Source organism: Mesobacillus sp. (genome assembly GCF_049588175.1).
GTDB lineage: Bacteria > Bacillota > Bacilli > Bacillales > Cytobacillaceae > Mesobacillus.
Genome location: NZ_JBAVFI010000275.1, coordinates 1 through 5901, shown reverse-complemented (window position 1 = coordinate 5901; position 5901 = coordinate 1). Strand labels below are relative to the sequence as shown.

The following is a 5901-nucleotide window of genomic DNA, read 5'->3' as shown; positions in this document are numbered from 1 at the left end:
GACTTTCACCATACCCGCGAGAACGACTAGAAGCGTCTGTAATTAAGTCATGAATATAAATATGTTTTTTATTGTAAAAACTCGTCCTCCAGCTAAGTCCAGCCAAGGAGACTATTTTCTCCTCATCATATAAGGCGAACAATTGATACCCTTCCTTTTTCATTTGAGAAAGCAGCTCAAAATACGTTTCATCTGTCAAATCAGTCCTCAATTGTTTCATAACTGGGAATGCTTCAGACAACTCTTCCTTATTGGTCAATTCCTTTATAATCTTCATTTAGATCACACACCTTTTTTCATATTCACTTAATACATTTAGAATGTTCTTTGGGATGTTTGGCCCAAATGAATTCTTTATTTAAACACAGGCATCCATTGACCGGCATAAGATAGGCTAGCAGGAAGGGATAAAAAAATCATTCCCTATATAGAAGAATCCTGAGAATTATCTAAAATGCTTCTCCATAGGCTCTTTGCAATGTGTATATCCGTTCCGTCCATAAAATTCAATACTGCTCTCACTCGGCCATACGATAATGAATTCATATTTCATTTCCGCTGCCCATTCGTTCACCTTAAATAGAAGCTTGCTGCCAACCCTTTGGCCTCTGTATTCTGGCACTGTATAGACATTTGTCATATAAGCAAAAGGATTCGTGATTCTACCTGGACGCGGTACCTTTTTTAACAATTCAATATAAATATGAGAAACAATTCTACTGTCGTTTTCTGCTATCCAAATAAACCACTCGCCACTGCCGATTGCTTCCTCCAGGAAATCTCCGCACTCTTTTTCAAAGGTGCTATATTCTGTGCCCTCGCCCATTTCAGGATAATCCTCAAGGGTAAAATCCCATCTCATTTTAATAAGCTGATCTATATCTTTTTCATGAGCTAATCTTAATTCCACAATCTTTTCCTCCAATTTTCATCTGTGGATCGAATAAACAGCCTGTTCAGCTCCGAACCGGATTAGCGTTTTTTCCCTTTTCATGCCTACACATTCTAAAAGTCTGCAGGAAGCCTCATTGGCTGTTTGTGTTTCTGCGATAAGTTTTGAAAGATTCAATTCCATTAAACCGTATTTGATGACCATCCCAACTGCCTCTCTCCCGTAACCCTTCCCCCACCATTCTGGCATGAACTGGTAGGACACCTCGGTATACACGCCATCATGATGTGGAGTGAGTGAAACTAAGCCCATGAACGCATTAGAAATTCTCTCTCTTACTACCCAGAAAAAAGATTTCCCCTCATTTTCAAGCATAACTTCTGCAGCTTTCAGCAAATGTGCTTCATCAACAATGCCGCCTAAATACTTTCTAACATTATGGTTTAAATACAGATTTTTAATATCAATAAAATCAGCACGCTTTAAATCAAAAAGCACGCATCGTTCTGTCTCGAGCACAAGACCACCTCAATCTGTTATACGATTTTTTGCTATGATAAAAGCAAACCCAAACGGAATCAAAGGCACAAGTCCAAGCAGCATGAACCAATTCTCTGCTCCAAAGAAATAAATAGCAGGCAAAAAAATCGTTAATCCACACCATAAAAAGGCTTTCCATGATTTTTTAATCATCCCGATAGCAAATAAAATACCCGCTGCACTGACTAGTATCCAAAATATCAAACTAGCATCTAATACCATGTGCTGGCCTCCCTATTGGCTGCTATTTCATAATTTCAATCGGGCATCAGCCATGTGAACCATCTGCCATGCCCCTCTGTTTCCGCTATTTTATTTAAGCTTTCTTTTCCATTCAAATAGTAATCAAGGTGGAGATCTCGGTCCTGAATATTGTTATAAAGATGGAAAATGTCCCGTTTCTCTCCTACATTCTTGATGTTCTGAAGAAGTCTTTCCTTTGTTTCAATAGGCATCTGATTGGCAACGTGAGTATGGAAAACACAAATGATCTGATCATCAGGAATATATTTTGAAATGCTCTCAAGCAATTCGACACCATCACCCTCTATTAATTTCAACGTGTTGTTCCTCACATAGCATGCTGCTTTTTCAAATAGTTCGCGTCTTTCTTGATGTTCTGGCCAGATCAGCGATTTAAGCCACAAATAATCTTCTTCATCTGATACATCATTAATATGAAGATCTATTCCAATTCTTGAAGCAACATTAAAATTACTTAATTGATTTAAAGGGGTGTAGTCTCCCCTTATTTCAGCTGAAATATGTACATCTGAATTTTTAAAACCATAATTCCGCTCTGTACCATACGAGTATTTGTATTTCTCGACTAAGAGCTGCAGTCCTGCACTTGTGCCTATTTCAATTAAAGCCAGAGGTTTTTTAGTCATCCTGTATATATAGCTAAAAGCTGGATAAAGGTATGAGCACCTGCTAACTTCATTTGTCTGCACAATCTTGTTTGTTAGAATCTCGTTTATTTCTTTGGATTTTTGTACGCAGAAATCTCTGAAATAATTTAGCGACTCTTCGGACTTTCGCGGTTTTTTTACTAAGCTTGGATAAAACTCTCTTAATTCATGCTCATTTCCTTTTAACAATAGATAGTGAACAGCCCCAAAAAGCAGATTTGGGATAGGCTGACCTCCTCTTCCTTTTGATGCTAGTTCTAGAATTTCCTCATCCTCAGCTATTTTCATTGCCAGGAATTCATATAAAGGACTTGAATTCCTGCACTCTTCGATTGCAAAACTCCTGAATTTTCCAGCAAGATGATTAGAATTCAAATTCCCCGCCACCCTTTGACTAATTTTCAATTTCTATAATTTCTCATTAAATTAGCAGAAACCATCATTAAGAAATAAAAGGTTATACTCGCTAAAATGGCTTGCAATAAATAGTTTCCTATTAGCAAAGAAGTTGGATTCTCTTGGGGATTGACCAGGCCCAATTGAAACGGAAATGCATCATCTAAAGGCGTTAACGATGTACGCTGTTCAATTATCGGCAAGGGAAAACCCAGCTTGTGCTTAGTTAAATCATATTCTGCAGTAACAATTACGGAATCAAAAACTGGTGTAATGGAAACCACTATCCATCCCATAGCAATAGAAATAATTAATAAGCGCGGATTAACTTTTATTTTTATCTTTCTCACACCGCTAATCCCACCACAAAACCAATTTTCTATACACTTTCAGCTCTTCAATAAATCCTTCTATACTCCCGGGTCCTTGGTCGACGATGTCTGGGCAAAGTTCATACAATTCTTTTACGAAAGGCTGCAAGTCATTATTCCTTGGAAACTCGTCAAAATCGACTTCGACCCAATCATGATCCGCCCCAATAATAGTAAAGGAATATCGTTTATGCCACTCCTTCAATTTAAATACTACTTCATCATTGCTAATGTCATAGTTTTCACCATTCGTCTGCTGGATTTCAAGTATGTCAAACTGGTCATTTCCTTTTACAATCGATACGCTTGTGCTATTGTTTCCTCTTTCATTTATAAAAGCTAAACAGTCCAATGGCTTTAATTCGGATTGCAGCTTATAGAGAATACCTTCCGCTGAGTCCTTTGTCGTATTAAAGGATATACCAATTACTTTTTCAGCACTGTCTGAATATAAATCTTTTTGATAAAAAGGCCGTAAATTTGTATTAGCAGCCTTTTTTATGACTGTTATCGTTTCTTCTGCAAAACCTAACTGAATAGCCAATTCATCAACGTTCACTTGCTTTGCCTGATTTTTGGCAAGACCAAATAATTTCTTCCAGTCCATTTATTCATCACCTGCTAATTTTTGTCATCAATACTCAAATGGAAATAATCCGGCATCAGCTTTACTAGTTCCTTAGACAAAGAAGATTTACCCGAACTAGATACCCCGTTCAACAAAATAATCTTACCTTTATTCATATTTTTCCTCCGCTGATCTCTACTTAATATTGCATAGGATGATGCGTCACTGAATAGTTGTTATCAGCTGCTATCTCAAGTCACATTTATTAACTGGCAAGACATAATTAAATCTGCCTTGTCCTTCGGTGATTCGGTATCCAAATAAAAGTCTTCCGCCTTCCAGTATCTTTGTTCGAATTTTTGAAGGTTTAGTTGAGTTTCACTAGTTTCACGGGAAAATCTCACTTCCCTAGGACAATCAAGAAATACAGTATAGTCAAATAAACTTCCCCATTCCTCTCTTAAAAGGAAAACGCCTTCTACAATGACCACTGCTGCATCTTTTAACCCTACCTCTTTCAATTCTTGCTGGTCTTTTTCATGATCATAAAATGGCAGCAAAAGTGTATCCGAAATAGGAAGTTTTTCAAAAAAATGCTCTTTAAGCCAAAATACATCCCACTGGAGAGAATAATATTCATACCATTCATCATAGCCGGTATTATAACGTTTTGACCTTTCTACAATGAAATCATCTATATGCAAAATGCGATAAGGAATGTTCAAATTCTCTAATACCTTGCCGAGCCTTTTTACAAGTGTTGTTTTCCCTGACCTGCTCAAGCCATCAATTCCTAAAACAAACCGCTCTCCTCGTTTCACTGACTTAAAAAGTGATGTGAATTGTTGTACGACATCCACTGCAGCTCCCCTCACCTTCCACAACTATATTTCCTTCTAAATAACATTAGCAGACACTATAAATATAATAATTCTTCATAATGGCTTATATTTCCTTTTCATAAAGAATGCTGCCTATCCAGGCAGCTAAAGGTTTGTTGCTTTCTTGCTCCGTTTTATTACCTCAGCCTCTTGAATGCTTTCCTTCAGCCAGATTGGTGACCTCGGATGGGCATAAATTTCATCGGCTGTAAGCCATAATACCTCTTCAACTTCTTCCGTGCTTTTTGCAAAAGGTTCACCAGACTCGATCTCAGCAAGAAATACAAAGTCCATGACTTCTTTTCCGTCCCCAAGCATAAAAGTAGTATTGCGAACGTACTCAACTTTGTCCTTAATCGTCACTCCAACTTCTTCATACAGTTCTCTTTTTAAAGTTCTTTCAAGCAAGTCCTTTGTATTGCCCTCGTTCTCCACTGTACCTCCCACCAAAGATAACAGACCTCCTGCGTGTTCTTCTTTGGTGCTTCTTTCAATGATAAGCCACTTTCCATCTCTAAATAGGGCTCCCTCAACATTAATAATGAACATTTTTGGCTCCCTTATCATTTGTTGTATAAATCTTCGCCTCGCCTCACATTAATTCCTCCTTTGAGTCTAAGGACCTGTAACTTTTTTAGAAGGTCCCTTTATTACATTAAAAAAGCATTAAATGAAAAAGTTACACATAGTTTTTACTAATTTTAATATACTGAAAATTCGTTAAATTTACACATGCTTTTCTCCTATTGATACTTGTATAATAGTATTACAGCAAGAGTTACCTAAGGTCAGCTACAAAAATTTAGACTTTAGGAGTGTGAGGAAGAATGTCAGAAAACATTATTTTGGCAATGTTGATTGGCGGGTTTGTTGGATTGACGGGCCATGTTAGAAAACGAGGCAAGATCATCATGCCCAGAAAGACAAAGAAGTTTATCTATCTCGGTTTTCTAGAAGAAATTCTTACAGGTGCCTTAGCTGCTGCATTGCTCGTGATATCGTCAGAGGCGGATTCGCTGTTAAGAGTATTTTTAATGTCAATAATGGCGGGTTTTGGTGGAGATGCATTACTAAGAGGGCTTGAATTGTATAGAGTAGACAACAGTAACCGAGGCGCGGAGGATATCGGCAATGAAAAAACTAATACCTCAGCATGACAGAAAAAAGTTTGCTGCAATATTTTTCAAGCAGCTACACGAGTGCTTGATTTTTTTTTGGTGAAAATGAACTTGGGAAAGTTTTAAACCTCTTTGAAAAAAATCCTCTTCTATCTTCAATTCCTATTTTGATTCAAAAAGTAAAAAGTTAGATAATGTTTTTCAATAAATCCACCCTTTTTATA

At 37.3% G+C, this 5901-nt stretch carries 11 protein-coding genes; 1 reads left to right on the top strand and 10 read right to left on the bottom strand.

Annotated features, from left to right (window positions below):
* From WB217_RS06785 to WB217_RS06740, 10 genes are all read right to left on the bottom strand, one after another.
* Positions 1-277 (bottom strand): GNAT family N-acetyltransferase (locus WB217_RS06785; RefSeq protein ID WP_423991858.1); only part of this gene is annotated, 277 nt, incomplete at its 3' end.
* Between the two features lie 168 nt (positions 278-445).
* Positions 446-910, bottom strand: coding sequence for a GNAT family N-acetyltransferase (locus WB217_RS06780; protein WP_423991856.1), 465 nt, complete (start codon positions 908-910; stop codon positions 446-448).
* Positions 911-928: 18 nt separating this feature from the next.
* Positions 929-1411: a GNAT family N-acetyltransferase gene (locus WB217_RS06775; RefSeq protein WP_423991854.1), complete on the bottom strand. Its 483-nt coding sequence runs from the start codon at positions 1409-1411 to the stop codon at positions 929-931.
* 9 nt (positions 1412-1420) lie between these two features.
* On the bottom strand, positions 1421-1654 hold the full coding sequence (locus WB217_RS06770) for a hypothetical protein (RefSeq protein WP_423991852.1): 234 nt from the start codon (positions 1652-1654) through the stop codon (positions 1421-1423).
* A 35-nt stretch (positions 1655-1689) separates the two neighbouring features.
* Entirely contained in the window at positions 1690-2718 is a 1029-nt protein-coding gene (locus tag WB217_RS06765; protein ID WP_423991850.1) for a DUF2332 domain-containing protein, read from the bottom strand.
* A gap of 26 nt (positions 2719-2744) precedes the next feature.
* On the bottom strand, positions 2745-3089 hold the full coding sequence (locus WB217_RS06760; protein ID WP_423991848.1) for a hypothetical protein: 345 nt from the start codon (positions 3087-3089) through the stop codon (positions 2745-2747).
* A 4-nt stretch (positions 3090-3093) separates the two neighbouring features.
* Positions 3094-3717 carry a DUF4253 domain-containing protein gene (locus WB217_RS06755; RefSeq protein WP_423991846.1) on the bottom strand — a complete coding sequence of 208 codons (624 nt, stop codon included), beginning with the start codon at positions 3715-3717 and terminating at the stop codon, positions 3094-3096.
* Between the two features lie 14 nt (positions 3718-3731).
* Positions 3732-3854, bottom strand: coding sequence for a phosphotransferase-like protein (locus WB217_RS06750; RefSeq protein ID WP_423991844.1), 123 nt, complete (start codon positions 3852-3854; stop codon positions 3732-3734).
* Between the two features lie 75 nt (positions 3855-3929).
* On the bottom strand, positions 3930-4538 hold the full coding sequence (locus WB217_RS06745) for a kinase (protein ID WP_423991860.1): 609 nt from the start codon (positions 4536-4538) through the stop codon (positions 3930-3932).
* Between the two features lie 126 nt (positions 4539-4664).
* Complete coding sequence (locus WB217_RS06740; RefSeq protein ID WP_423991842.1) at positions 4665-5108, bottom strand: NUDIX hydrolase; 444 nt, start codon at positions 5106-5108, stop codon at positions 4665-4667.
* Positions 5109-5386: 278 nt separating this feature from the next.
* On the opposite strand from WB217_RS06740, the gene WB217_RS06735 reads away from it, so the two are divergent.
* A complete protein-coding gene (locus WB217_RS06735; protein ID WP_423991840.1) occupies positions 5387-5716 on the top strand; it encodes a DUF4257 domain-containing protein in 330 nt (109 codons plus the stop codon).
* The last annotated feature ends 185 nt before the right edge of the window (positions 5717-5901 follow it).

What these genes read in the sequence shown, in the direction of transcription:
- WB217_RS06770 (WP_423991852.1), bottom strand. Translation starts at nt 1,654, where the DNA reads ATGGTATTAGATGCTAGTTTGATATTTTGGATACTAGTCAGTGCAGCG.
- WB217_RS06755 (WP_423991846.1), bottom strand. Translation starts at nt 3,717, where the DNA reads ATGGACTGGAAGAAATTATTTGGTCTTGCCAAAAATCAGGCAAAGCAA.
- WB217_RS06750 (WP_423991844.1), bottom strand. Translation starts at nt 3,854, where the DNA reads ATGAATAAAGGTAAGATTATTTTGTTGAACGGGGTATCTAGTTCGGGT.
- WB217_RS06740 (WP_423991842.1), bottom strand. Translation starts at nt 5,108, where the DNA reads ATGTTCATTATTAATGTTGAGGGAGCCCTATTTAGAGATGGAAAGTGG.
- WB217_RS06735 (WP_423991840.1), top strand. Translation starts at nt 5,387, where the DNA reads ATGTCAGAAAACATTATTTTGGCAATGTTGATTGGCGGGTTTGTTGGA.